The organism is Modestobacter sp. I12A-02662 (assembly GCF_041028325.1).
Classification (GTDB): Bacteria; Actinomycetota; Actinomycetes; order Mycobacteriales; family Geodermatophilaceae; genus Modestobacter.
Window position 1 is genome coordinate 1 of sequence record NZ_JABGDE010000020.1, and the last position, 23,054, is coordinate 23,054.

Genomic DNA, 23,054 nt, shown 5'->3' on the forward strand with positions numbered 1-23,054 from the left:
GGGTCCGAACGACCCCGACTTCACCTGAGAAAGGACCCCGCTGCCCCCGCCTCTCGCACGCTCGCGGCGGGCCCCTGCAGCGGGGCCGTTCCAACCGGTCCCGGCTCAGCCGGTGCGCTCGGTGAGCAGGTCGTTGGCGAGCACCGGCTCGATCGCCAGCGTCTTGTAGCCGACCTCCTCGAACAGCACGACCACCCGGTCCTCCTCGTGGCGCATCACCACGCCGGGGCCCCACTCGGCGTGCTCGACCGCCGTGTCCACCGGGAAGGGGTGGTCCCCGTCGGCGGTGGTCTGCTGCTGGGACAACCCCGCGCTGCAGTTGTCGCAGTTGCCGCAGGGCTCGTCGAGCTGCTCGCCGAAGTACCCGAGCAGGAACTGGCGGCGGCACCCGGTGGTCTCCGCGTAGCCGCGCATCATCTCGATCCGGCTCTCGTCGACCCGGATGTGGTGCTCGGCCAGCGCCCGGGCCGCGGCGGCCGCCTCGCCGGGGGGCGGCGCGTCCGGTGCCGGGGACGCCGTCCCGTCGTGGTCCAGGACGACGGCGCCCGCCTGCTCGAGCAGGTTGAGGTCGCGCACCAGCGGGGTGGCGGCGCGGCCGGTCTCCTCCCGCAGGTCGGTGACGTCGACGCCGTCCATGCCCGCCTCGACCCCGGCGCGGACCAGCCCGGCGACCTCCTGCAGCTCCTCCTCGCCCGGGGCGCCGGCGGCGAAGAACTTGCGGATGCCCAGGTCCTCCTGGCGGTAGACCAGCAGCGCCGTGGCCGGCTCGCCGTCCCGGCCGGCCCGGCCGATCTCCTGGTAGTAGCTGTCGACGGAGTCGGCGGGCTCGGCGTGCACCACGAAGCGGGTCTCCGGCCGGTCGATGCCCATGCCGAACGCGGTGGTGGCGACGACGACGTCCAGCTCGCCGTCCATGAACGCCCGCTGCACCTCCTCGCGGTCGCCCTTCCGCAGCCCCGCGTGGTACGCCGCGGCCCGCAGGCCCCGCTCGGCCAGCGCCTCGGCGAACTCCTCGGTTCCCCGCCGCGTCGCGCTGTAGAGGATCCCGGTGCCCTGCCCGGCCAGCCCGGTCACCCGGTCGAGGACGGCGGTGTGCTTGGCGTGCGCGTCGGCGTGCTGCTCGACCTCCAGCCGGATCTCCGGGCGGTCGAACCCGGCGACCACGATCTCCGGGTCGCGCATCTCCAGCCGTTCGACGATCTCCGCGCGCACCGGCGGCGCGGCGGTGGCGGTCAGCGCGAGCACCGTCGGGTGGCCCAGCTGCTCCACGACGCCGCCCAGGCGCAGGTAGTCGGGTCGGAAGTCGTGGCCCCAGGCGGACACGCAGTGCGCCTCGTCCACGACGAGCAGCGCCGGCCCGGCCTCGCGGATCGCCTCGACGACCTCGGGCTTGGCGAGCTGCTCCGGCGCCAGGAAGCAGTAGCGGACCGTTCCGTCCCGGAGCTCGTCGAGCACGGCCTGCTGGTCGCCGGCCGAGAGGCCGGAGTTGAGGACCACCGCGCGGCCCACCGCGTCCTCGCCGAGGGCCTCGAGCCGCTGCACCTGGTCGCGCTGCAGCGCGATGAGCGGGGAGACGACGAGCACCGGGCCGTCGAGGAGGGCGCCGACCACCGTGTAGACGGCTGACTTGCCCGCTCCCGAGGGCAGCACGGCGAGGGTGTCCCGGCCGGCGGCGACCGCCTGCATGGCGGCCTCCTGGCCGGGCCGGAACCCGGTGTACCCGAGCACCGCCTCGGCGGTCTGCCGGATGCGCCGGGTGCGCGCCGACGGGGAGGCGCCGACGGGGTTGTCCTGGGAGGTGCTCGTCACCGGCCGTGTCTCCCCGCCGTCCCTGATCGCCAAACCGCGCCCCTCCTCAGGTCCAAGTAGCGACCATGGCCGCAGGCATCCGCAGCTGCGGGACAACGGGCAGACCTCCACCCGCAGGTGCGGAGGTAGGGTGCGGCGTGTGCCGACCACCTACCGGATCGCCGAGGCCGCGGCGCTGCTCGGCGTGAGCGACGACACCGTCCGCCGGTGGATCGACAGCGACCGGCTGGCCGCGAGCCGGGACGCCGGCCCAGCCCAGGTCGACGGCGCCGACCTGGCCCGGGTCGCCACCGAGCTGCACGCCGCCCCCGCCCCGGGCACCACGCGGTCCTCCTCGGCCCGCAACCGGCTCACCGGCATCGTCACCCGCGTCGTCCGGGACACGGTGATGGCCCAGGTGGAGATCCAGGCCGGGCCGTTCCGGATCGTCTCGCTGATGTCGCGGGAGGCGGCCGACGAGCTCGGGCTGGAGCCCGGGGTCCGCGCGGTGGCCACGGTGAAGGCCACCCAGGTCAGCGTGGACGTCGGGTGAGGCGGCTGCTCGCGATCGGCGTCCTGGTCACCACCCTGGCGGGGTGCGGCACGGCCGGTGGGACGACGGCGTCCCCGGCCCCGACGGCGGACGGCGCCCCCACCGGCACGGTCACCGTGTTCGCCGCCGCCTCGCTGACCGACGTCTTCACCGACCTCGGCGCGGTGCTGGAGGACCAGCAGCCCGGCCTGCGCGTCCAGTTCAGCTTCGCCGGCAGCTCGGCGCTGGCCGCCCAGCTCGCCCAGGGCGCGCCCGCCGACGTCTTCGCCTCGGCCGACCAGGCGCAGATGGCGGTGGTCACCGGCGCGGAGCTGGCCGACGGGGAGCCGGCGGTCTTCGCCCGGAACGAGCTGGAGATCGCCGTCCCGGCGGGCAACCCCGGCGGGGTGACCGGGCTGGCCAACTTCGCCGACCCGGACCTCACCCTCGCCGTCTGCGCCCCGACCGTGCCGTGCGGCGCGGCCGCCGGGGCGGTGTTCGCCGCCGCCGGGATCACCGCGCGGCCGGACACCGAGGAGGAGGACGTCCGGGCCGCGCTGACCAAGGTCCAGCTGGGCGAGGTCGACGCCGCGCTGGTCTACGCCACCGACGTCCGGGCCGCCGGGGACGCGGTCGAGGGCATCCCGTTCCCCGAGTCGGCGCGGCAGCTGAACGAGTACCCCATCTGCGCGCTCGCGGCCGCGCCCGACCCGGCGGGCGCGCAGGCGTTCGTGGACCTGGTGCGGTCCGCGGTCGGGCAGCGGGCGCTGGCGGACGCGGGCTTCCGCAGCCCGTGAGGAGGCCGGGCGACGGCGGCGTCCCGGCGCCGCTGCTGGTGCCCGCAGTCCTCGCGGTCGCGTTCCTGGTGCTGCCGCTGGTCGGGCTGGTCGTGCGCGCGCCGTGGTCGGACCTCGGCAGCCGGCTGGTCGAGCCCGCGGTGGGCCAGGCGCTGCGGCTGTCCCTGGTCGCCGCGACCCTCGCCACGCTGCTCTCGCTGCTGCTCGGCGTGCCGCTGGCCTGGGTGCTCGCCCGCTCCCGGGTGCGCGGCCGGTCGGTGCTGCGCGCGCTGGTGACCGTGCCGCTCGTGCTGCCGCCGGTCGTCGGCGGCGTCGCGTTGTTCCTGGTGCTCGGCCGGCAGGGGATCGTCGGGAGCTGGCTGTACGAGACCACCGGGTACGCGCTGCCCTTCACCACCGCCGCGGTCGTCGTCGCCGAGACGTTCGTGGCCATGCCGTTCCTGGTCATCAGCGTGGAGGGCGCGCTGCGCGCCGCCGACGCGCGCTTCGAGGACGCCGCGGCCACGCTCGGCGCCGACCGCTGGACGACGTTCCGCCGGGTCACGCTGCCGCTGGTCGCCCCCGGCATCGCCGCCGGCGCGGTGCTGAGCTGGGCCCGGGCGCTCGGCGAGTTCGGCGCGACGATCACCTTCGCCGGCAACTTCCCGGGGACGACGCAGACCATGCCGCTCGCGGTCTACCTGGCGCTGCAGTCCGACCCCGAGGCGGCGATCGTGCTGTCCCTGGTCCTGCTGGCCGTCTCGCTGGCCACGCTGCTGCTGCTGCGCGACCGCTGGCTGGGCCGGGCGGGGACGACGTGACCCTGGACGCGCGGATCACGGTGCGTCGGAGCGGGCTGACCGTCGAGGTGGAGCTCGCCGTCGCCGACGGGGAGGTGCTCGCCGTCCTCGGGCCGAACGGCGCCGGCAAGTCCACCGTGCTGCGGGTGCTCGCCGGCCTGCTCCGGCCGGACGCCGGCCGGGTCGTCGTCGACGGCGACCAGCTCTGGGACGCGGCCGGGGTCCACGTGCCGGCCCACCAGCGGTCGCTGGGCATGGTCTTCCAGGACCACCTGCTCTTCCCGCACCTGTCGGCGACCGAGAACGTCGCCTTCGGGCTGCGGGCGCGCGGCGTGCCCCGGGCCCGGGCCCGGGCGGCGGCGGAGGCCTGGCTGGACCGGGTGGGGCTCGGCGACCTGGGGGACCGCCGTCCCGGCCGGCTCTCCGGCGGCCAGGCCCAGCGGGCGGCGCTGGCCCGGGCGCTGGTGGGCGACCCGCGGGTGCTGCTGCTGGACGAGCCGCTGTCCGCGCTGGACGCCCGCACCCGGCTCACCGTCCGCGCCGAGCTGCACCGCCACCTCGCCGAGTACCGCGGCAGCGCCGTCCTGGTCACCCACGACCCGGTCGACGCGATGGCCCTCGCCGGGCGGGTGCTCGTCGTCGAGGACGGCCGGGTCGTGCAGTCCGGCACCCCGGCGGAGGTGGCCCGCCGGCCGCGGACCGACTACGTCGCCCGGCTGGTCGGCCTGGTGCTGCTGCCGGGGACCGGGTCCGGGACGAGCGTCGCGCTCGAGGGCGGCGGCACCGTCGCGGTCGCCGAGCAGGTGACCGGGCCGGTGTTCGCGGTGATCCGCCCGGAGTCGGTCGCCCTCTACCTGGAACGCCCGGCCGGCAGTCCCCGCAACGTCTGGCCGCTGCGGCTGGTCAGCGCCACCCCGCACGGGTCGGTGGTGCGCTGCGACCTGGCGGGGGAGGTGCCGCTGACCGCGGACGTCACGGCCACCTCCTTTGCCGAGCTGGGCCTGGCTCCCGGGGCGGACGTCTGGGCGTCGGTGAAGGCCAGCGAGGTCGCCGTCCACACCCGCTGACCCGCTCGGACTCTGGGGCGGTGATGGCTCCCCGCGGTGGGGGCCATCACCGCCCCAAAGTCCGGAGGGAGGTCTGGCAGGGTGGGGGAGTGACGTCGGACCGGCCGGTGGCGGGGTTGGTGCTGGCCGCTGGGGGCGGCCGGCGGTACGGCATGCCGAAGGCGCTGGTCGAGTACGAGGGCAGCCTGCTGGTCGAGCGGGCGGTGCGGACGGCGGCCGCGGTGTGCGACCCGGTGCTGGTCGTCCTCGGGGCCCGGGCGGTCGACGTCTGGCGCACCGCGGACCTGACCGGCGCCACGGTGCTGGCCAACCGCGACTGGGAGAGCGGGATGGCGTCGTCCCTGCGCACCGGGCTGGACGGGTTGCGCGGCTGGCCCGGACGGGTCGACGCCGCGCTCGTCACGCTCGTCGACATGCCGGGCATGACCGCGCAGGCGCTGGCCCGGGTCGCCGAGCACGCGGCGCCCGGCGCACTCGCGGTGGCCGGCTACGACGGCGTCCGCAGCCACCCGGTGCTGCTCGGCCGGGAGCACTGGGCCGGCGTGGCGGAGACGGCGACCGGGGACGAGGGCGCCCGGCGGTACCTCGCGGCGCACGACGTCCTCGAGGTGGACTGCACCGGCCTGGCCGACCCCACCGACCTCGACGTCCCACCGCAGGGCTGACCGCGGGTACCTTCGCCGCCGTGGAGACGCTGTTGGCGCGGGTCACCGAGGAGCCGTTGTCGGTCGCCGAGCACGAGGCCGCGGTCGGCGACAAGGCGGCCGGCGCGGTGGTCTCGTTCGCCGGCGTCGTCCGCGACCACGACGGCGGCCGGTCGGTCACCGAGCTCGAGTACGTCGGGCACCCGACGGCGGCGGACCTGATCGCCGAGATCGCCGCCGAGTTCGCGGCGCGTCCCGAGGTGCACGGGGTCGCGGTCTCGCACCGGGTCGGCCTGCTCGGCATCGGCGACGTCGCGCTGGCGTGCGCGGTCAGCGCCGCCCACCGCGGGCAGGCGTTCGCCGCGTGCGCGGAGCTGGTGGACGAGGTGAAGGCCCGGCTGCCGATCTGGAAGCGGCAGGTGTTCACCGACGGCGCCGAGGAGTGGGTCGCGTGTCCGTGACCGGAGTCCGGGGTGTTCCGCGCGCGTCCTTGCGTCGCCCGCCGACGACGTGACATAACAGGGGCAACCCGACTCCAGCGGAGGGGCGGGGCTGCTCCCGGCGTGCCCGCGGACGTGGCCGACCGGGAGGGCCGGGACCAGTGGGGGACGTGCCCGGCGCCGACGCCCAGCTCGAACTGATGCCGCTGGGCTACCTCCAGGTCGACTCCGACTGGCAGGTGACCTACCTGAACGCGGCCGGTGCGGCCGTCGTCGGGTACACGGCCGAGGAGCTCGTCGGGCGGGACTACTGGGATGCCTTCCCGGCCAGCGTCGGGAACGAGTTCGGGCGCGCCTACCGCGAGGCGGTCGCGACGGGCCGGCCGGCCACCGTCGAGGCGTTCTACCCGCACCCCCTCAACGCCTGGTTCGAGGTGCAGGCGATCCCGACCGCCGACGGGCTGGCGATGTACTTCGCCGACGTCACCGCTCGGCGGTTCGCCCAGGAGCGGCTGGCGATGCTGGCCCGGGTCACCGCGGAGCTCGCCTCCACCCTCGACGTGGACCTCGCCGCCGCCCGCATCCCGCGGCTCATCGTGCCGGTGATGGCCGACTGGTGCGTCCTCTCGGTGCTGGAGGAGGACGGCCGGCCGCGGGACGTCGGCTGGTGGCACCCCGACCCGGCGCGGCGCACGCTGGTGGAGCGCTACGCCGAGGTGCGGCTGGCGGCGATGCCGGTCACCAGCCCGGTCATCCGGTCGCTGCTGGGCGAGACCGTCCTCGCCGACGCCTGCGACGTGGCGGCCGGGTTGCCCCGGGGCGAGGCGCGCCGCCTGCTGGAGCTCCTGGCGCCCTCCTGCGGGGTCACCATGCCGCTGCGGGCGCGCGGGCGGACCCTCGGCGCGCTCACCCTCTACTTCGAGCAGGGGCGCCGGCCGAGCGAGGCGGAGCTGGTCACGGCCCAGGAGATCGCCGACCGGGCCGGGCTGGCCCTGGACAACGCCCGGTTGTTCGACCAGCAGAAGCAGCTGGCCGAGGAGCTGCAGCGCAGCCTGCTCACCGACGTCCTGCAGAGCGACCGCACGGAGGTCGTCGTCCGCTACACCCCCGCCGCGGAGGCGGCCCGGGTCGGCGGCGACTGGTACGACGCCTTCGTCCAGCCCTCGGGCGCCACCATGCTGGTCATCGGTGACGTCGTCGGGCACGACACGGCCGCCGCCGCGGCGATGGGCCAGCTGCGGGCGATGCTGCGCGGCATCGCCGCCTACAGCGACGCGGGCCCGGCCGAGGTGCTGCGCGGCGTGGACGCCGCGATGGCCCAGCTGCACGTGGACACCTACGCCACCGCGGCGGTCGCGCGCTTCGAGCAGACCCCCGACGAGCGGGCCCGCGGACTCACCCGGATGCGGTGGAGCAACGCCGGGCACCTGCCGCCGCTGGTGATCAACGGCGACGGCTCCCTCGCGGCGCTGGCCGACTGGCGCGGCGAGCTGCTGCTCGGGGTCGACGCCGGGTTCCGCCGGGGGGAGTCGGTGGTCACGCTCGACTGCGGGACGACGGTGCTGCTGTTCACCGACGGGCTCATCGAGCGGCGGGGTGCCGACCTCGACGACGGGATGGACCGGCTGCGCGCGGCCGCGACCGAGCTGGCCGCCCTGCCGCTGGACCAGCTCTGCGACCAGCTGCTCGAGCAGCTCGTGCACGGCAAGCCGGAGGACGACGTCGCGCTGGTCGCGATCCGGCTGCGTCCCACCGGCGAGGTCGCCCCCGCGGGCTGAGGGTCTGCAGCCTGGGCGCCTGCGGGCTGGGGGTCTGCGGGCTGGGGGTCAGCGCGCGCCGGCGCCGGCCAGCCCGTCGTCGTCCGGCCGGCTCGTGGCGCGCCGCGCCTGCTCCTCCTCGGCCTCTGCCTCCAGCAGGTGCGCCTCGCCGTCGAGGGTGGCCGCGGCGTCGCCGTGCGACTCGCCGTAGAGCTGCTCCGCGCGGCCGAACAGCGCTTCCGCCTTGGCCTTCGCCTTCCCGAACACGCTCACGGGTGCCTCCCTCATCCCCCGGCAAAAGGCGGCAGGACGTCCACCACCGCCCCGGGTGCCAGCACCAACGCCCGGTCCCGGGTCTGGGTTCCGTCGACCAGGAACGAGCAGGCGGTGAGCACCCGCTCCAGCCGCTCGCCGTGGTCGTCGACGATCTGGCCGACGAGCTCCGCGAGGCTGCCGGCCTCCCGGGTCTCGGTGTCCACCCCCGCGGCGGCCCGGGCGCCCGCGAAGTACCGCACGGTGACGGTCATCCGCCGATCGCCGACATCGGCCGGGAGGGCTGCAGGAACGACGGGTCGTCGATGCCGTGCCCGGGCAGCTTGGACAGCGTCGCGACCCGCCAGCGGTCGGCCAGCTCGGCGTCGTCCGCGCCGGCCCGCATCGCGGTGCGCAGGTCGGACTCCTCGCGGGCGAACAGGCAGTTGCGCACCTGCCCGTCGGCGGTCAGCCGGGTGCGGTCGCAGGCGCCGCAGAAGGAGCGGGTGACCGAGGCGATGACGCCGACCGTCGCGGGGCCGCCGTCGACCAGCCACCGCTCGGCCGGGGCCGACCCGCGCTCCTCGGCGTCCGGCGTCAGCGTGTGGGCCGCCGCGAGCCGGGCGAGGATGTCCTCGGCGGTGACCATCCGGCCGCGGGTCCAGGCGTGGTGGGCGTCCAGCGGCATCTGCTCGATGAACCGCAGCTCGTAGCCGTGCTCCAGGCAGAAGTCCAGCAGCGGGACGGCGTCGACGTCGTTGAGCCCGTGCAGCAGGACGGCGTTCACCTTGACCGGGGTCAGGCCGGCGTCCTGCGCGGCCCGCAGCCCGGCGAGCACGTCGTCGAGCCGGTCCCGGTGCGTCAGCTGCTTGAACCGCTCCCGGTCGAGGGTGTCCAGGCTGACGTTGATCCGGTCCAGTCCCGCCGCGGCGAGCGCCGGGGCCATCCGGGACAGCCCGATGGCGTTGGTGGTGAGGCTGACCTCCGGGCGCGGGGTGAGCGCCGTGGCCGCCGCGACGATGCCGGGCAGGCCGGGGCGCAGCAGCGGCTCGCCGCCGGTGAAGCGCACCTCGCGGATGCCCAGCTGCTCGACGCCGATCCGCACCAGCCGGGCGACCTCGTCGTCGGTGAGCTGCTCCACCTTGGGCAGCCACTGCAGCCCCTCCGGGGGCATGCAGTAGGTGCAGCGCAGGTTGCAGCGGTCGGTGAGGGAGACGCGGAGGTCGGTGGCGACCCGGCCGTGCCGGTCGACCAGCCCGCCGGCGCCCGCGACCAGCCGCGGGCGCACCCGCGGGTCGGGCAGGGACTGGGACGTCGTCACGCAACCGAATGTAGTGGGCGATCGACCCGTTGGGCCCGGGAACGGTGGCCGACGGCGAGCTCGGCCGCGCGAACAGTCGGCCGCTGCTAGGTTCGGGCCGCCACCCGAGCGTCCGGCGGGCATCCCCGCACTCGCCTGTGGCCAGGAAGCGCGAGAACGACAGTGTCACCCCGCACCCCCTTCTCCCCCTACGCCCGCCTGTTCACCGTCCCGGGCTCCCGGGCCTTCTCCCTGGCCGGCTGGCTCGGCCGGGTGCCCATGGCCACGGTCGGCCTCGGCTCCGTCCTGCTGGTCGCCGGCGAGACCGGCAGCTACGGCCTCGCCGGGCTGGTGTCCGGCACCCTCGCGCTCTCCTTCGCGCTCGCCAGCCCGCAGTGGGCGCGGGTCATGGACCGGGTCGGCCAGGGCCCGGTGCTCCGCTGGACGGCGGTGGCCTCGCTCGTGCTGGGCCTGGCCTTCGTCGCCGTCGTGGTCGCCGACGCGCCGCTGTGGACCTGGTTCGTCCTCGCCGCTGCCGCCGGCGGCAGCGGCGCCAACGTCGGGTCGGTGGTGCGCAGCCGCTGGGCGCACGCGCTGACCGACTCGTCGCAGCGGCAGACGGCCTTCGCCTTCGAGTCGGTCGCCGACGAGGTCGTGTTCGTGACCATGCCGCCGCTGGTGACCTTCCTCGCCGCGGCGATCAGCCCGCCCGCGGGCTTCCTCACCGGACTGCTGCTGGGCGTCGGCGGCGGGCTGTGGCTGTCCCGGCAGGAGGCCACCGCGCCGGTGGTCGCCGACCGCTCGTCCGGGCAGGCACCGGCCCGGCCGCGGATCCTGGGGCCCGGCCTGATCGCCATCGCGGTGACCTACGCGGCGATCGGGCTGGTGTTCGGCGCCGTGGACGTCGTCGTGGTCGGTTTCGCGGACGAGCAGGGCCGGCCCGCCGTGGCCGGCGCCGCGCTGGCCTTCTTCGCCGGGGGCAGCCTGGTCGCCGGGCTGGTCTACGGCGTGCTCCGGCTGCCCGGCTCGCTGACCGCCCGGTTCCTCGGCTGCGCCCTGCTGTTCGCCGCCGCCGTCCAGACGCTGTTCCTGGTCGACTCGCTGCCGGTGCTGGTCGTGCTCGCCTTCCTCGCCGGGTTGACGATCGCGCCGGTCCTGGTGGCGGGGATGTCGCTGGTGGAGTCGCGGGTGCCGCGGGCGGCGCTGACCGAGGGGCTCACCTGGGTCACCACCGGGCTCACCGTGGGCGTCACGGTGGGGTCCGCCCTGGCCGGGCGGGCGATCGACGTGTGGGGTGCGGAGGAGGCGTTCGCCGTCCCGGCGTTCGGGGCGCTGGCGGCGGGGGTGCTGGCGGTGGGGGCGTGGGCGGTGCTGCGCCGTCCGGCCCCCGCGGCCGAGCTGACCTCCGCCTGACTCACTCCTGGACCGCGGCACCCACCCATCGCACGTCGGCGAGGTGGTGCCGGCCCTCGTGGGCGGTCTGGCGGACCAGCCAGCGGGCCGTGCGCTCCTCGCCGGGCTGCCGGACGACGGGACGGTCCCAGCCGTCGGGCGGAACCCGGCGGACCTCGTCGGCGAACCCGGCCGCGGCGGCGGCCAGCTCGCCGAGCACCGCCGGCACGTCGCAGTCGGCGTACCGGAAGCGCCGGGCGCGGAGGTCGTTGAGCATCGGCTCGAGCACCGGCCGGTCCTCGGTGCGGGCCCGGTGCAGCCGGATCGTGTAGGCGACGTGGACGTCGCGGAGGTGGCACAGGTACTCGGCGACCGACCAGCGGTCAGCCGAGGGGCGCCGGCGCAGCGCCGCGTCGGGCAGCTCGGCGACCGCCTCCCGGGTCAGCGCGGGCAGGGCGGCGACCATCGCGACCGCGTCGGGCACCGGCAGGTCCGGGTAGGCCACGGCGCAGTCCGGGCAGGCGAAGTCCTCGCCCGGCCAGGCCAGGAGGGCGGGCACGGCACCATGCTGCGTCCGCCCGCCGGTCCGGTCCAGCGCGAACTCCCGGCGGCCGGGTGAGGTGGTTCGCGGGTAACGCCGGAGGAGGGCGGGTAGGCGGGGAGCCGGGCCGGTCGCCGGCCGGAAGCCGCGACCCCGCCCCCTCTGACCGGACGTCCCCTGGAGACAACCCCATGGCCACCGTGCCCACGATCGCCCTGAACAACGGCGTCGAGATCCCGCAGCTCGGGTTCGGCGTCTTCCAGATCCCGCCGGAGGACACCGTCGAGGCGACCCTCACCGCCCTCGAGGTCGGCTACCGGCACATCGACACCGCCCAGATGTACGGCAACGAGGCCGAGGTCGGCGAGGCGATCCGCCAGTCCGGCATCCCGCGCGAGGAGGTCTTCGTGACCTCCAAGCTGAACAACGGCTTCCACGCCCGCGAGGACGCCCTGCGCGCGTTCGACGGGACCCTGGACGCGCTCAAGTTCGACCACCTGGACCTCTTCCTCGTCCACTGGCCGCTGCCGGGCATCGACGTCGACTACGTCGAGACGTGGAAGGCGATGGAGGAGATCTACCGGTCCGGCCGGGTCGAGGCGATCGGCGTCTCCAACTTCCAGCCGCACCACCTGCGCCGGCTGTTCAGCGACACCGAGGTGACCCCGGTCGTCAACCAGATCGAGGTGCACCCGTACCTGTCCCAGGACGAGGTGCGGGCGTTCAACGCCGACCACGAGATCGTCACCGAGGCCTGGGCGCCGATCGCCAAGGGCAAGGTCGCCGGGGACGCGACGATCAACCGGATCGCCGAGAAGCACGGCAGGACGGCGGCCCAGGTGACCCTGCGCTGGCACGTGCAGCGCGGTGACGTCGTCTTCCCGAAGTCGGTGACCCGCAGCCGGGTCGAGGAGAACTTCGACGTCTTCGACTTCGCGCTCGACGGCACCGACATGGGCGACATCAGCGGCCTCGACCGGGGCGAGCGCACCGGCCCCGACCCGGACACGTTCAACTACATCCCCGGCTGAAGAAGGACCCCCTTGCCCCCCTGGAAGGCCCCGTCCCCCTCACCCCTCGCGCTCGGGGCGAGCCTCTGGACGGGGCCGTCCGAAGCTCGCGGCGGGGCCCTGCAAGGGGGCAGGGCGGGACGGCCCGGTCAGAGGGTGGTCCCGCCGGTGAGAGCGGCGCGGACGACGTCGAGCACGGTCTCGTCGTCCACGCCGTCCTCCCGGGCGGCCCGGACCAGCGCGTCGGCGGCCGCCCGCACCCGGTCCCCGACGGGCGGCCGGGCCGGCTGCCCGGTCACCACGGTGCCGGTCCGCCGCCGGCTGGCGACCAGGCCGCCGGCCTCCAGCTCGCCGTACGCCCGGGCCACCGTCCCGACGGCCACGCCGAGGTCGGCGGCGAGGGCGCGCATGGTGGGCAGCCGGTCGCCGGGGGCGAGCAGCCCGCCGCGCACGTGGCCGGCGATCTGGCTGCGGATCTGCTCGAAGGGCGGCGTCGGGCTGGCGACGTCGACCGTGATGTCCGGCGCCATGCCGCTCAGGTGGGCACTGGCTGGTCGGCGGGGACGCCCGGAGCGCGGCGGCAGAGGACCACGGAGCCGGCCGTGACGCAGGCCAGCCCGAGGACGGCGACCGCCGCGCCCACGGGTCCCAGCGGCGAGGGCGTCGGGCCGCTGCCCAGCGAGTGGGCCGCCGTGCCGGCGACGCCCAGCAGCCCGCCGGTGAGCAGCAGGACCGCGGCCGTCGCGCCGCGCAGCACGCGGTGCGCGGAGGCGCGGCGCAGCGCCGCCTCGATCCGGTCGTCCGCGGTGACCACGGCGGCGCGGGTGGCGACCACCCGCAGCGCCGCGCCGGCCAGCGCGATGAGCAGGGCCAGCCCGGCGAGGGCCGGCCCGCCGTAGAACCAGCCGGGGAACGGCCCCGACGACCGGGCCCAGAGCTCTCCGGAGCGGGAGATGCCGCGGCCGTCGTCGTCCGCGACGAGCGCGGCGGCGACGACGGTCAGCACCGCCAGGCCGACGGCCGCTCCCCCCACCCGGACCAGCCACGCCGGTGCCGCGTCCAGCGGCCCGCGGTGCACCAGCCGTGCCCGCCGGACCTGCCCGGCGGGGCGGGGCCAGGTGAGCTCGCCGACGGTCAGGACGACGGTGTGCGCGATCCCGAAGGCGAGCGGCACGAGCACGAGCTCCCGGCCGCCGCTGCCCGGCTCCCCGGTACCCCAGGACCCGTCGCTGAACGGGACGGCGAGCGCGGCGAGCACACCGGCCGCCACGGCTGCCCCCGACAGGGCAGTGGCGTGCCGGCGGGCGGCGGCGACCGTCCCTTCCCGGCTCGGCGGCGAGCGGCGGACCACGGCCACCCCCGTGCCGACCAGGACGGTCACCACCAGGGCGAGGAGCAGCGGCAACCCGGCCATGGCGTCCGTCCCATCACTGACTCAATAAATCAAGAGATTGACACAATGACGGAGTGGGAGCGGCGGCGCAAGCACCCGTCAATCCGTGGTGACGAAGTCGATCAGCTCCTCGACCCGGCCGATCAGGGCCGGCTCCAGGTCGGTCCAGGTGCGCACCCGGGCGAGGATGCGCTGCGCCCACACGTAGCCGGTGTCGTCCTCCCACCCCAGCCGGCGGCAGACGCCGTCCTTCCACGACTCGCCCTTGGGGACGGTCGGCCATGCCCGGATGCCGACCACCTGCGGCTTGACCGCCTGCCAGATGTCGATGAACGGGTGCCCGACGACGAGGGCGTGGTCGCCGGTCACCTGCCCGGCGATCCGGGACTCCTTGGAGCCGGTCACCAGGTGGTCGACCAGCACGCCCAGCCGGCGCCCCGACGACGGGCGGAACTCGCGCACGATGCCGGGCAGGTCGTCCACGCCGTGCAGCGGCTCGACGACGACGCCCTCGATCCGCAGGTCGTGACCCCAGACCTTCTCCACCAGCTCGGCGTCGTGCTTGCCCTCCACGTAGATGCGCCCCTCGCGGGCCACCCGCGCCCGGGCGCCGGCCACGTACGTGGACCCGGACGCGCTGCGGGTGGGCGTCACCGGAGCCTTCGGCTTCGGCCGGACGAGGACGACGGGTCGGCCGTCGACCCAGAACCCCGGGCCGAGCGGATAGGCGCGGACGCGCCCGTTGCGGTTCTCGAGGTGGACGACGTCCTTCTCGCAGCGCACCACGGCGCCGACGAACCCGCTGCTGGGGTCCTCGACCACCAGGTCGCGCTTGGCCTCGACCTGCGGTGTCGGCTTCTTCTTGGTGCGCGGGTGGACCAGGTCGTCGTACGGCGAGCGGGGAGGCACCCGTCCATGCTCGGCGCGACCGCGCCGGAGACCGCTGTGCGACACGCCCGAACGGAACGTTCCACTCCGCCGTCCGGTGTGTCGTCGGCGGTCGTGTCGCGTGGCCGGCGAGCCGCGGACCTGCCCGATCGCCGTCGTCGCCGGACAGGAGGGTGATGTCGATCACGACTTCCCGTTTCTCGATCTCCGCCCGGGGCAGTGATTTCCAAAGCAGAGCACGTCCCCGAGAAGAGGAGAGCGGCCCCATGATCGGCACCGACACCCTCGACCGCGTGATCGGCGCAGACGTCTACGACGCCGACGGCGACAAGATCGGCACAGCGTCGGAGGTCTACCTCGACGACCAGTCCGGCAACCCGGAGTGGGTCACCGTGAAGACCGGCCTCTTCGGCACCAAGCAGTCCTTCGTCCCCATCCGGGACGCCGACCTGACCGGCGACGGACTGCGCGTCCCGGTGAGCAAGGAGAAGGTCAAGGACGCCCCCAAGATCGACACCGACGGGCACCTGTCGCCCGACGAGGAGCAGGAGCTCTACCGCTACTACGGCATGGGCAGCGGCGGCACGGACACGATGACGACCACCGGCCAGGCCGGGACCGCGGGGATGGCCGGGACCGCGGGGATGGCCGGAACGGCCGGCATGGCCGGGACCCGCGAGACCGAGGGCACGCCGACCGGTCGGTCCACGGACACCGACTTCACCACGTCCGGTGCCGCCCAGACCTCCAACAACTCCGGCATGGGCGCGGGCATGACCGACCCGACCGGCGACACCCAGGCGACCAGCAACGCCGGGTACAACGACACCACGACCACCGGCGGCACGGCGGGTGCCGACCTCGACGACCGCAACCGGCACGGCACCCGGGGCCACGACACCTCGGGCCCGACGACCGACGACGCCATGACCCTCTCCGAGGAGCGGCTGAACGTCGGCACCGAGCAGGTGGAGGCCGGCCGGGCGCGGCTGCGCAAGTACGTCGTCACCGAGAACGTGACCAGGACCGTGCCCGTCTCGCACGAGGAGGTCCGCATCGAGCGCGAGCCCATCACCGACGCCAACATCGGCAGCGCGATGGACGGGCCCGCGATCAGCGAGGAGGAGCACGAGGTGACGCTCACCGCCGAGCGCCCCGTCGTGGAGAAGGAGGCCGTACCGGTCGAGCGCGTCCGCCTCGACACCGAGACGGTCACCGAGCAGCAGCAGGTGAGCGAGACCGTCCGCAAGGAGCACGTCGACACCGACGACGTCCGCGGGGACGCCACCACCGGGGACGACCGCACCCTGAAGGACAAGGCCAAGGACGTGCTCAACCGCGACCGGGACGGCCGCGGGTAACCGGGCCCGCACGACCGGCCAGCGCCCGTCCCGGCAGTTCGGGGCGGGCGCTGTGCTGTCCGGGGGCCCGTGACAGGTTGACCCCATGGGTGCCGCAGCGCGCGTGGTCGTCGTGGGTGCCGGGATCGTCGGGGCCACCGCGGCCTGGCAGCTGGCCCGGCGCGGCGTGGACGTCGTCCTCGTGGAGGCAGGCGAAGCCGGGCCGGCGACCTCGGCCGGCGCCGGCATCGTGCAGCCGTGGCGGCCGGGCGCGACCGGCGCGTGGGGCGCCTACAGCGACCTCGCCGCGCGGAGCTGGCCGCAGCTGGCCGCCGAGCTGGCGGCCGACGCTGGCCGGGACCCGGGCTACGCCACGGTCGGCGGGCTCACCGTCAGCCGCGACCCGGCGGCCCTGCGGGCGATGGCCGGGGACCTGGGATCCGCCCGCGGCACCCGCGGCTGGACCGGTCTCGGCGACGTGGAACTGCTGGAGCCCGGCCGGGCGCGCGCCCGCTTCCCGGTCCTGTCCGAGGAGTTCGCCGCGCTGTGGACCGGCGGGGTGGGCCGGCTCGACGGGCGGCTGTTCCGCGATGCCGCCGTCGCCGCCACCGGGCACACCGGCGGCTCGCGGCGGGCGGGGCGGGCCACGCTGGTCGCCGCGGGCGGGCGGGTGCGTGGCGTCCGGGTGGACGGCGACGAGCTCGCCGCCGACGTCGTCGTCCTCGCCGCCGGAGCCTGGTCGGCGCAGCTGCTGGCGCCGCTCGGCGTCGCGCTGGCAGTCGGGCCGATGCGCGGGCAGATCCTGCACGTCCGGGTGCCCGGTGCCGACACCGCGGACTGGCCGACGGTGATGAGCCTCGGCGAGGAGCACGGGCACCACTACCTGCTGGCGTTCCCGGGCGGCCGGGTCGTGGTCGGGGCGACCCGCGAGGCCGACGCGGGGTTCGACCACCGGGTGACCGCAGCAGGGCAGCGGCAGGTGCTCGACGCCGCGCTCACCCTGGCCCCGGGCCTGGCCGACGCCACCGTGCTGGAGACGAGAGTGGGGTTCCGGCCGGTCACGCCGGACGGGTTCCCGCTGCTGGGCGCCGTCCCGGGGCTCGACGGCCTCGTCGTCGCCACCGGCCTGGGCGCCAACGGGCTGACCTACGGACCGCTCATGGGCGTGCTCGCGGCCGGGGCGGCCCTCGGGGAGCCGCCGCCGTTCGAGCTGACCCCCTTCCGCCCCGACCGCCGGGCCTAGCTCGCGGCGGGCTCCAGGGGCAGCTCGTCGCCGGGGCGCGGCATCGTCGGCGGCCCGGAGTCCTCTTCGAGCACGTCGGCGGCGGAGCCGACGATCAGCGGGTCGGGCGTGCCGACGGCGTCGGCGTCCTTCTCCTCGTAGTCGAACACGCTCAGCACGTGCCGCATGGCGGCCAGGCGGGCGCGCTTCTTGTCGTTGCTCTTGATCACCGTCCACGGGGCGTGCTCCGTGTCGGTGTGCAGGAACATCGCCTCCTTGGCCTCGGTGTAGGCGTCCCACTTGTCCAGCGAGGCCAGGTCGGTGGGGGAGAGCTTCCACTGCCGCACCGGGTCGATCTGCCGCACGATGAACCGGCTGCGCTGCTCGCCGCGGGTCACCGAGAACCAGAACTTGACCAGGTGGATCCCGCTGTCGACGAGCATCCGCTCGAACTCCGGGCACTGGCGCATGAAGAGCAGGTACTCGTCGGCGGTGCAGTAGCCGAACACCCGCTCCACGCCGGCCCGGTTGTACCAGGACCGGTCGAACAGCACGATCTCCCCGGCGGCCGGCAGGTGCTGCACGTAGCGCTGGAAGAACCACTGGGTCTGCTCGCGCTCGCTGGGCTTGTCCAGCGCCACCACGGTGGCGCCGCGGGGGTTGAGGTGCTCGGTGAAGCGCTTGATCGTGCCGCCCTTGCCGGCCGCGTCGCGGCCCTCGAAGACGAGCACGACCTTCTGCCCGGTGTCCTTGACCCAGCCCTGCAGCTTCAGCAGCTCGATCTGCAGCTGCCGCTTCAGGATCTCGTACTCGCGCCGCTCCATCCGGTCCGCGTAGGGATAGCCCTCCCGCCAGGTGTCGACCCGGCGCCCGTCGGGGTCGAACAGCTCGCGGTCGTCGTCCCAGTCCTCGTCGGAGTTCTCGTCGGGCAGGGCGTTGAGGCGCCACTTCGACAGGTCGATCACCGGCGAGGGGAGGTCGTCCGGAGCGGAGTGCTGGAGTTCCTGGGTCACGGCTCCTCCGGGGGGACGCGGTCAGCGGACTGCCGGGTCCGATCCTGCCTGGGCGCGGCCGCTCCCGCTGGTTCCACGTGGAACTCGCTGCGCGCCGGCCGGCGTGGCCAGGCGCCGGTCCGGTCCCTCGAGCACCGCGGCCACCGCGTACTCGGCCAGCACCGCCAGCTCCCGGCGGCTGGTGCCGGACGGCTCGAGGGCGGGCAGCAGGTGGACCTCCACCACCAGCCCGCGGGTGCCCACGACGCGGGCGACGCTGCGCCACAGCGGTCCGTCGGCGAGCGGGCCGGCGGGTGCGCCGCCGTCCGCCCGGTACCGGACGGCGACCGGGCACACCGGCGCCCCGGTGTCGACGGCGGCCTGGAGGAACGCGGGGCGGAACCGTCCCAGCCGGGCTCCGTCGGGGTCCTCGGGGCGGACGGTGACCGTCGTCCCGCCGCGGAGCGCTCCGGCGACCGCGCCGACGGCCGCGGGCAGGGTGCGGGGGCGGCTGCGGTCGAGCCGCACGGCGCCGGCGCGCCGGGCCGGGCCGCCTCCGAGGGGGCGGTCCGACTCGGCCACCGGCACGCCCGGGACGACGGTGAGCAGCGCCAGGTCGTCGACCCAGCAGACCCGGTTGGCGACGACCAGGTGTCCGGGAGCCGAGAGCGGCCAGGCGACGGGCGAGGCGTGCACCTCGACCCGGACGCCCGCGGCGGCGAGCACCTCGGCCGCCGCGCGGACGACGATGCGCCGCCGTCCCCGCACGGAGGCCAGCGGCGCGCGGAGGGCGGCCGGCGCGGTGCGGGCCAGGACGCCGGCCAACTGCAGCCACCGGCGTCGCCGGAGCGTGTTCTCGACGGTGGTCGGGGCTGTGGTCACGCGACACCTCGGGTGCCGGGAGGCCCCTGGGTGGGACCCGGACACCCGCCAGGGTCGGGCCGGCGGGTGGCGGTCCGGGAACCGGCGGCCGGCGCGCCGGGGTCGGGACGGCGAACGTGCCGGATCCGCGGACCCCGCCTCGATCAGCCGACGGCGCGGCGGGTGGAGCGCAGGGCGACGACGGCGAGCAGCGCCATGGTCACGCTGCCGATCCGGTCCAGGACGCGCATCCGCAGGTCCGGCAGCAGCCGGCGCAGCCCGCCGCCGAACAGCGCCCACTGGGCGTCGACCACGGTGGCCAGCCCGATGAACGTGACGCCCAGGACGACCAGCTGCAGCCAGGCCGGCCCGGCGTCCGGGCGCACGAACTGCGGCAGGAAGGCCAGGTAGAAGATCGCCGTCTTGGGGTTGAGGACGCCGATCGGCAGCGCACGCAGGAAGGCCGAGCGACGGCTCGGCGGGGCAGCCGACGACGCCCCCAGCTCGGCCAGGGTGCCGGGCGTGCGGGCGCGCCAGGCCCGCACCGCCAGCCACAGCAGGTACGCGGCGCCGGCGACCTTGAGCACGGTGAACGCCTGCGCGCTGGCCGCGATGAGCGCGGAGACGCCGAGCACCGTGCCGGCGACGTGAGCGAGGTAGCCGGTCTCGATGCCCAGCGTGGCGGCCAGGCCGACCGCGCGGCCGTGCCGCAGGGTGGTGGTGAGGATGTAGGCCACCGACGGGCCGGGGACGGCGATGAGCACCAGGCTGGCGGCAGCGAAGGCGGCGAGTGTCCCGAGCGAGACCACGGGACGACGCTAGTCCGGGGGACCGCCGGTCCGCCTCCCCTTTCCGACGGCCGTCTCAGTCGATCGCCGGATCACCCACGACCGCGTCCACGAGGACCGTGCCCTGGGTGGTCACGCCCGCCGTCGCCCCCGCCCGTTCGGCGTCCCGCAGCACCCCGCCGGGCACGCTCAGGGCGTCGTCCAGGTCCTCCGGCGGGCCGATCGCCAGCACGGTGTACGGCTCGGTGAGGATCGCGCCCTCGATCTGGATGCCCGCCGTGGTGTCGACGAAGGCGCTGGAGACGACCACGCGGACGTCGTTGACCTCGATCGCCTCGGCGCCGGCCCCGCGCAGCTCCTGCACCGCCTCGAGCAGCAGCGAGGCGTCGATCTGCTGGTCGGGGTCGGAGATCGACAGCCGGATGCCGGGCCCCTCGGCCGCCAGTTGCCCGGTCAGGATGCCGATGGCCTCGGCGCGCTGCTCGGCCTGGTCCAGCGCGCTGTCGGACTCGGAGCGGTCGTCGGTGAGCTGCCCGAGCGCCTCCCGGCTGTCGGCGATCTGCTCGCGCAGCCGCTCCTCGTTGCCCTCGACGTCGTTGAGGACCGCGACCAGGTCCTCCTCGCTGGCGCCGCTGTACGGCTCGTCGGCGTTGCTGGCGCGGATCTGGACGGTCAGCCCGAGGCCGAGGGCGAGGGCCAGGACCCCGGTGACGGCGCTGAGCACCGCGCGCCGGCTCGCCCGGCGGCCCGGCGCACCGACGGGCACGGTCGCGGCCTCCCCGGCGGGCTCGGCCTCGGGCTCGTCGGCGGCGGGTGCTCCCGCCGCGGGCGCGCCGACGGCGGGCTCGGGCTCCTCGGGTGCGGGGGCCGCGGCTGCGTCCTCGGCGTCGGCGCTCATCGGCTGCCAGGGTAGGTCGGGGGCGGGCGCCGGCGGCGCCGGGCACACGCCGTCGGTCAGGGCAGCGCCACCCCGTCGACGTAGCACCAGCGGCCACCGTCACGCACGAAGCGGCTGTCCTCGTGCTGGCTCCCGGCCACCCCCCGGACGACGGAGTGGGCGCGGAACTCGACGGTCCCCTCGGTCGCCAGCAGCGCGCCCCCCGTGGTGGCGAGGACGTCCAGGCCCACCCAGCGCACCGCCGGGTCGAGGGTCAGCGATCGCGGCCGGGTGGTGGGGTGCCAGGTGGCGAGCAGGTAGGCCGGGTCCCCCACGGCGAAGGCGCTGTAGCGGGACCGCATGAGCTGCTCGGCGGTGGCGGCGGCCGCCGTCCCGTCGTGCAGCCGGGCGCAGCACTCGGCGTAGGGCAGGCCGGAGCCGCACGGGCAGGGACGCGGACGCACCGTCCCAGTCTGCCCGTGAGGTCCGCCGGTCAGGCGACGATGACGGCGAGGGTGAGCTGCCGGCCGGCCAGGAAGCGCTCGACCGGGCGGGGCAGCCCGAGGACGTCGAACCCGGCCGCACGGGCGCGGGCCGTGGCCGACGCGCGGAAGAGCACCGCCAGGGCCGAGGCGTTGACGAAGGTCGCCGCCGACAGGTCCACCAGCAGGGACGCCGGCGCAGCGGCCCACGCCGCGGTCAGCGTGCCCTCCAGTTCGGGCCCGGTGAGGGTGTCCACCTCGCCGTGCACGACGACGGTGGTCGTGGCGGCGACGGTGCGTGCGGTGGCGGAGAAGGGGGGCGGGGGCGTCGGCAGGTCCATGGCCGTCCTCGGACTCGTGAGGGACCAAGGTTCTGGGCGGCCTCGCCGGGACGGCGGGACTCGACACTCGCCCTGCCCACAGTACGCGGCCGCTGGGGCCGGCGGGTCCGTGGGGAGCACGTCCGGTGCGCGGCCGGCAGCGGTCAGCCGGTGTAGCAGGCGGTGAGGGCGTCCACGACGAGTGGGACGTCGAGCGCCGAGGCCAGCTCGCGGCACGAGTGCATGGCCAGCATCGGGGCGCCGATGTCGACCGTCGGCAGGCCCAGCCTGGTCGCGGTGAGCGGGCCGATCGTGCTGCCGCACGGCAGGTCGGCCCGGGTCACGAAGTGCTGCACCGGCACGTCGGCCTCGGCGCACCGCTCGCTGAACCAGCCGCCGCTGGCCGCGTCGGTGGCGTACGCCTGGTTGGCGTTGACCTTCAGCACCGGCCCGCCACCGAGCCGCGGCTGGTGCGCGGGCTCGTGCCGGTCGTACCGGGTGGGGTGGACGGCGTGCGCCATGTCCGCCGAGACCAGCCGGGAGCGGGCGAGGGTGCGGGGCAGCGCCTGCGCGTCGGCCGGGTCGGTGACCGCGACCAGCCGGCGGACGACGTCCTCCAGGAAGCTGCCGCGCGCCCCGGACATCGAGCCGCTGCCGACCTCCTCGTGGTCGTTGCACACCAGCACCTGCGTGCGCTCCCCGGCCGCCGCGGCGACCAGCGCGGTGCCCCCGGCATGGCAGCTGGCCAGGTTGTCCAGCCGCGGCGCCGCCACCCACGTGCCGTCCGCGCCGGTGGTGCCCGCGGGCTGCGTGTCGGCCAGCACCAGGTCGTGCCCGACGACGTCCTCCACCGCGACACCGGCGGCGTCGGCGACCGCCTCGGTGAGCCCCGGCTCGGTGTCCAGCTCACCCGACCAGACCGGCACCAGGTGCCGCTGCGGGTCCAGCGTCAGTCCCTCGCGGACGCCGCGGTCCAGGTGGATCGCCAGCGACGGCAGCCGCAGCGGCGCCCCGGGCAGGCGGACCAGCACCTGCCGGCCCCCGCGCAGCACGAGCCGGCCCGCGACGGTGAGCTCGCGGTCCAGCCAGGTGTGCCACAGGCCGCCGCCGTAGGGCTCCACGCCGACCAGCCGGTAGCCGGCCTGCCGGACGTCCGAGCGCGGCCGGACCTTGAACGTCGGGGAGTCGGTGTGCGCCCCGACCAGCCGCATGCCGGCCCCGGCGAGCGGCGCGCTGCCCACGCGGAAGGCGATCAGGCTGCCGTGCCGCACGACGAAGTGCTCCGCGCCCGGCGCCGGCCCCCAGGCGTCGGCCTCGGCGAGCTCGGTGAACCCCGCGGCGCGGAGCCGGCGGGCCAGCTCGGCAACCGCGTGCGACGGCGAGGGGGAGGCGTCGACGAAGGCGCGCAGGTCGTCGCCCAGGGAGAGGTCCGGCATGCCTGCATCCTCCCCGGGCCCCCGCCCGGGGGAGCGGTCAGGGCGGATCAGGACGGCAGGCCAGGGTGACCGATCCGTCGCCCGGCCCTGCCGCTCGGGGTCGACCGCGCCGTCCTCAGCGCCGGACGACGTGCGGCGGCCTGGCCACGCAGAACT

At 75.9% G+C, this 23,054-nt stretch carries 26 protein-coding genes; 11 read left to right on the forward strand and 15 right to left on the reverse strand.

Going from position 1 to position 23,054, the window contains the following annotated elements; all coding sequences use genetic code 11:
• Positions 1-105: 105 nt before the first annotated feature.
• A complete protein-coding gene (locus HL189_RS22065; protein ID WP_369135885.1) occupies positions 106-1,809 on the reverse strand; it encodes an ATP-dependent DNA helicase RecQ in 1,704 nt (567 codons plus the stop codon).
• Between the two features lie 139 nt (positions 1,810-1,948).
• Between HL189_RS22065 and HL189_RS22070 the strand changes: the two genes are divergently transcribed.
• The 7 genes from HL189_RS22070 to HL189_RS22100 all read left to right on the forward strand — a co-directional run bounded on the left by HL189_RS22070 (position 1,949) and on the right by HL189_RS22100 (position 7,825).
• The gene (locus HL189_RS22070; RefSeq protein WP_369135886.1) at positions 1,949-2,341 is read left to right on the forward strand and encodes a molybdopterin-binding protein; all 393 of its coding nucleotides are present in this window, start codon (positions 1,949-1,951) and stop codon (positions 2,339-2,341) included.
• The gene (modA, locus tag HL189_RS22075; protein WP_369135887.1) at positions 2,338-3,117 is read left to right on the forward strand and encodes a molybdate ABC transporter substrate-binding protein; all 780 of its coding nucleotides are present in this window, start codon (positions 2,338-2,340) and stop codon (positions 3,115-3,117) included. Before HL189_RS22070 ends, modA begins: the two co-directional genes overlap by 4 nt.
• The gene (locus tag HL189_RS22080; protein ID WP_369135888.1) at positions 3,114-3,917 is read left to right on the forward strand and encodes an ABC transporter permease; all 804 of its coding nucleotides are present in this window, start codon (positions 3,114-3,116) and stop codon (positions 3,915-3,917) included. The genes modA and HL189_RS22080 overlap by 4 nt, the downstream gene beginning before the upstream one ends.
• Positions 3,914-4,963, forward strand: a complete 1,050-nt coding sequence (locus tag HL189_RS22085; RefSeq protein ID WP_369135889.1) for an ABC transporter ATP-binding protein — start codon at positions 3,914-3,916, stop codon at positions 4,961-4,963. Before HL189_RS22080 ends, HL189_RS22085 begins: the two co-directional genes overlap by 4 nt.
• Positions 4,964-5,052: 89 nt before the next feature.
• Positions 5,053-5,628: an NTP transferase domain-containing protein gene (locus tag HL189_RS22090; RefSeq protein WP_369135890.1), complete on the forward strand. Its 576-nt coding sequence runs from the start codon at positions 5,053-5,055 to the stop codon at positions 5,626-5,628.
• Between the two features lie 20 nt (positions 5,629-5,648).
• Positions 5,649-6,068 (forward strand): molybdenum cofactor biosynthesis protein MoaE, encoded by a 420-nt coding sequence (locus HL189_RS22095; protein WP_369135891.1) that lies wholly within the window; start codon positions 5,649-5,651, stop codon positions 6,066-6,068.
• A gap of 140 nt (positions 6,069-6,208) precedes the next feature.
• Positions 6,209-7,825, forward strand: a complete 1,617-nt coding sequence (locus tag HL189_RS22100; protein ID WP_369135892.1) for a SpoIIE family protein phosphatase — start codon at positions 6,209-6,211, stop codon at positions 7,823-7,825.
• A 48-nt stretch (positions 7,826-7,873) separates the two neighbouring features.
• On the opposite strand, the gene HL189_RS22105 is transcribed toward HL189_RS22100, so the two are convergent.
• The 3 genes from HL189_RS22105 to moaA are packed head-to-tail and all read right to left on the reverse strand — an operon-like array spanning position 7,874 to position 9,377.
• Entirely contained in the window at positions 7,874-8,077 is a 204-nt protein-coding gene (locus tag HL189_RS22105) for a hypothetical protein (protein WP_369135893.1), read from the reverse strand.
• 11 nt (positions 8,078-8,088) lie between these two features.
• Positions 8,089-8,331 (reverse strand): MoaD/ThiS family protein, encoded by a 243-nt coding sequence (locus tag HL189_RS22110; protein ID WP_369135894.1) that lies wholly within the window; start codon positions 8,329-8,331, stop codon positions 8,089-8,091.
• On the reverse strand, positions 8,328-9,377 hold the full coding sequence (gene moaA, locus HL189_RS22115; protein WP_369135895.1) for a GTP 3',8-cyclase MoaA: 1,050 nt from the start codon (positions 9,375-9,377) through the stop codon (positions 8,328-8,330). The genes HL189_RS22110 and moaA overlap by 4 nt, the downstream gene beginning before the upstream one ends.
• A gap of 162 nt (positions 9,378-9,539) precedes the next feature.
• On the opposite strand from moaA, the gene HL189_RS22120 reads away from it, so the two are divergent.
• Positions 9,540-10,769, forward strand: a complete 1,230-nt coding sequence (locus tag HL189_RS22120) for an MFS transporter (protein ID WP_369135896.1) — start codon at positions 9,540-9,542, stop codon at positions 10,767-10,769.
• Between the two features lies 1 nt (position 10,770).
• Here HL189_RS22120 and HL189_RS22125 read toward each other — a convergent pair whose 3' ends face one another.
• Entirely contained in the window at positions 10,771-11,307 is a 537-nt protein-coding gene (locus tag HL189_RS22125; protein WP_369135897.1) for a DinB family protein, read from the reverse strand.
• A gap of 173 nt (positions 11,308-11,480) precedes the next feature.
• Here HL189_RS22125 and HL189_RS22130 point away from each other — a divergent pair, with 173 nt between their 5' ends.
• Positions 11,481-12,320, forward strand: coding sequence for an aldo/keto reductase (locus HL189_RS22130; RefSeq protein ID WP_369135898.1), 840 nt, complete (start codon positions 11,481-11,483; stop codon positions 12,318-12,320).
• Positions 12,321-12,448: 128 nt separating this feature from the next.
• On the opposite strand, the gene HL189_RS22135 is transcribed toward HL189_RS22130, so the two are convergent.
• The 3 genes from HL189_RS22135 to HL189_RS22145 all read right to left on the reverse strand — a co-directional run bounded on the left by HL189_RS22135 (position 12,449) and on the right by HL189_RS22145 (position 14,601).
• On the reverse strand, positions 12,449-12,829 hold the full coding sequence (locus HL189_RS22135) for a GntR family transcriptional regulator (protein ID WP_369135899.1): 381 nt from the start codon (positions 12,827-12,829) through the stop codon (positions 12,449-12,451).
• Positions 12,830-12,834: 5 nt separating this feature from the next.
• On the reverse strand, positions 12,835-13,713 hold the full coding sequence (locus tag HL189_RS22140; RefSeq protein ID WP_369135900.1) for a hypothetical protein: 879 nt from the start codon (positions 13,711-13,713) through the stop codon (positions 12,835-12,837).
• A gap of 78 nt (positions 13,714-13,791) precedes the next feature.
• Positions 13,792-14,601, reverse strand: coding sequence for a DUF3097 domain-containing protein (locus HL189_RS22145; protein WP_369135901.1), 810 nt, complete (start codon positions 14,599-14,601; stop codon positions 13,792-13,794).
• A gap of 245 nt (positions 14,602-14,846) precedes the next feature.
• Between HL189_RS22145 and HL189_RS22150 the strand changes: the two genes are divergently transcribed.
• Positions 14,847-15,941: a DUF2382 domain-containing protein gene (locus HL189_RS22150; protein WP_369135902.1), complete on the forward strand. Its 1,095-nt coding sequence runs from the start codon at positions 14,847-14,849 to the stop codon at positions 15,939-15,941.
• Positions 15,942-16,026: 85 nt separating this feature from the next.
• Positions 16,027-17,163, forward strand: coding sequence for an NAD(P)/FAD-dependent oxidoreductase (locus HL189_RS22155; protein WP_369135903.1), 1,137 nt, complete (start codon positions 16,027-16,029; stop codon positions 17,161-17,163).
• Here HL189_RS22155 and ppk2 read toward each other — a convergent pair.
• From ppk2 to HL189_RS22190, 7 genes are all read right to left on the reverse strand, one after another.
• Positions 17,160-18,155, reverse strand: coding sequence for a polyphosphate kinase 2 (ppk2, locus tag HL189_RS22160; RefSeq protein ID WP_369135904.1), 996 nt, complete (start codon positions 18,153-18,155; stop codon positions 17,160-17,162). The genes HL189_RS22155 and ppk2 overlap by 4 nt on opposite strands.
• Before the next feature lie 21 nt (positions 18,156-18,176).
• The gene (locus HL189_RS22165; RefSeq protein WP_369135905.1) at positions 18,177-19,016 is read right to left on the reverse strand and encodes a lysophospholipid acyltransferase family protein; all 840 of its coding nucleotides are present in this window, start codon (positions 19,014-19,016) and stop codon (positions 18,177-18,179) included.
• Between the two features lie 143 nt (positions 19,017-19,159).
• Positions 19,160-19,804 carry a LysE family translocator gene (locus HL189_RS22170; RefSeq protein WP_369135906.1) on the reverse strand — a complete coding sequence of 215 codons (645 nt, stop codon included), beginning with the start codon at positions 19,802-19,804 and terminating at the stop codon, positions 19,160-19,162.
• A 55-nt stretch (positions 19,805-19,859) separates the two neighbouring features.
• Entirely contained in the window at positions 19,860-20,681 is an 822-nt protein-coding gene (locus HL189_RS22175) for a DUF881 domain-containing protein (protein WP_369135907.1), read from the reverse strand.
• Positions 20,682-20,737: 56 nt separating this feature from the next.
• On the reverse strand, positions 20,738-21,124 hold the full coding sequence (locus HL189_RS22180) for a YchJ family protein (protein WP_369135908.1): 387 nt from the start codon (positions 21,122-21,124) through the stop codon (positions 20,738-20,740).
• A 29-nt stretch (positions 21,125-21,153) separates the two neighbouring features.
• Positions 21,154-21,483 carry an STAS domain-containing protein gene (locus tag HL189_RS22185; RefSeq protein WP_369135909.1) on the reverse strand — a complete coding sequence of 110 codons (330 nt, stop codon included), beginning with the start codon at positions 21,481-21,483 and terminating at the stop codon, positions 21,154-21,156.
• A 143-nt stretch (positions 21,484-21,626) separates the two neighbouring features.
• Positions 21,627-22,898, reverse strand: coding sequence for a M18 family aminopeptidase (locus HL189_RS22190; RefSeq protein ID WP_369135910.1), 1,272 nt, complete (start codon positions 22,896-22,898; stop codon positions 21,627-21,629).
• Positions 22,899-23,054 lie beyond the last annotated feature (156 nt).

Coding starts and splice junctions, on each gene's coding strand:
- HL189_RS22110 (WP_369135894.1), bottom strand. CDS start 8,331: ATGACCGTCACCGTGCGGTACTTCGCGGGCGCCCGGGCCGCCGCGGGG.
- HL189_RS22130 (WP_369135898.1), top strand. CDS start 11,481: ATGGCCACCGTGCCCACGATCGCCCTGAACAACGGCGTCGAGATCCCG.
- HL189_RS22135 (WP_369135899.1), bottom strand. CDS start 12,829: ATGGCGCCGGACATCACGGTCGACGTCGCCAGCCCGACGCCGCCCTTC.
- HL189_RS22140 (WP_369135900.1), bottom strand. CDS start 13,713: ATGGCCGGGTTGCCGCTGCTCCTCGCCCTGGTGGTGACCGTCCTGGTC.
- HL189_RS22150 (WP_369135902.1), top strand. CDS start 14,847: ATGATCGGCACCGACACCCTCGACCGCGTGATCGGCGCAGACGTCTAC.
- HL189_RS22155 (WP_369135903.1), top strand. CDS start 16,027: ATGGGTGCCGCAGCGCGCGTGGTCGTCGTGGGTGCCGGGATCGTCGGG.
- HL189_RS22175 (WP_369135907.1), bottom strand. CDS start 20,681: ATGAGCGCCGACGCCGAGGACGCAGCCGCGGCCCCCGCACCCGAGGAG.
- HL189_RS22185 (WP_369135909.1), bottom strand. CDS start 21,483: ATGGACCTGCCGACGCCCCCGCCCCCCTTCTCCGCCACCGCACGCACC.
- HL189_RS22190 (WP_369135910.1), bottom strand. CDS start 22,898: ATGCCGGACCTCTCCCTGGGCGACGACCTGCGCGCCTTCGTCGACGCC.